Origin of the sequence: Streptomyces sp. NPDC088116, assembly GCF_044741745.1 — a bacterium.
Lineage (GTDB): Bacteria > Actinomycetota > Actinomycetes > Streptomycetales > Streptomycetaceae > Streptomyces.
Map to the genome: position 1 here is coordinate 1 of NZ_JBIUTF010000022.1, position 1,198 is coordinate 1,198.

At 56.1% G+C, this 1,198-nt stretch carries 1 rRNA gene (cut by a window edge); it reads right to left on the minus strand.

What is annotated here, in order from left to right:
- Window positions 1-21: 21 nt before the first annotated feature.
- Window positions 22-1,198: ribosomal RNA gene (locus ACIOJD_RS34500) — 23S ribosomal RNA — on the minus strand (it continues 2,006 nt past the right edge of the window).

The following is a 1,198-nucleotide window of genomic DNA, read 5'->3' on the forward strand; positions in this document are numbered from 1 at the left end:
ACACAGTGGACGCGAGCAACTGAGGACAAGCCCTCGGCCTATTAGTACCGGTCAACTCCACCAGTCACCTGGCTTCCATATCCGGCCTATCAACCCAGTCGTCTACTGGGAGCCTTAACCCCTCAAAGGGGGAGGGAGTCCTCATCTCGAAGCAGGCTTCCCGCTTAGATGCTTTCAGCGGTTATCCTTTCCGAACGTAGCCAACCAGCCATGCCCTTGGCAGGACAACTGGCACACCAGAGGTTCGTCCGTCCCGGTCCTCTCGTACTAGGGACAGCCCTTCTCAAGACTCCTACGCGCACAGCGGATAGGGACCGAACTGTCTCACGACGTTCTAAACCCAGCTCGCGTACCGCTTTAATGGGCGAACAGCCCAACCCTTGGGACCGACTCCAGCCCCAGGATGCGACGAGCCGACATCGAGGTGCCAAACCATCCCGTCGATATGGACTCTTGGGGAAGATCAGCCTGTTATCCCCGGGGTACCTTTTATCCGTTGAGCGACGGCGCTTCCACAAGCCACCGCCGGATCACTAGTCCCGACTTTCGTCCCTGCTCGACCCGTCGGTCTCACAGTCAAGCTCCCTTGTGCACTTACACTCAACACCTGATTACCAACCAGGCTGAGGGAACCTTTGGGCGCCTCCGTTACTCTTTAGGAGGCAACCGCCCCAGTTAAACTACCCATCAGACACTGTCCCTGATCCGGATCACGGACCCAGGTTAGACATCCAGCACGACCAGAGTGGTATTTCAACGACGACTCCACCTGAACTGGCGTCCAAGCTTCACAGTCTCCCACCTATCCTACACAAGCCGAACCGAACACCAATATCAAACTGTAGTAAAGGTCCCGGGGTCTTTCCGTCCTGCTGCGCGAAACGAGCATCTTTACTCGTAGTGCAATTTCACCGGGCCTATGGTTGAGACAGTCGAGAAGTCGTTACGCCATTCGTGCAGGTCGGAACTTACCCGACAAGGAATTTCGCTACCTTAGGATGGTTATAGTTACCACCGCCGTTTACTGGCGCTTAAGTTCTCAGCTTCGCCACACCGAAATGTGACTAACCGGTCCCCTTAACGTTCCAGCACCGGGCAGGCGTCAGTCCGTATACATCGCCTTACGGCTTCGCACGGACCTGTGTTTTTAGTAAACAGTCGCTTCTCGCTGGTCTCTGCGGCCACCCCAAGCTCACAC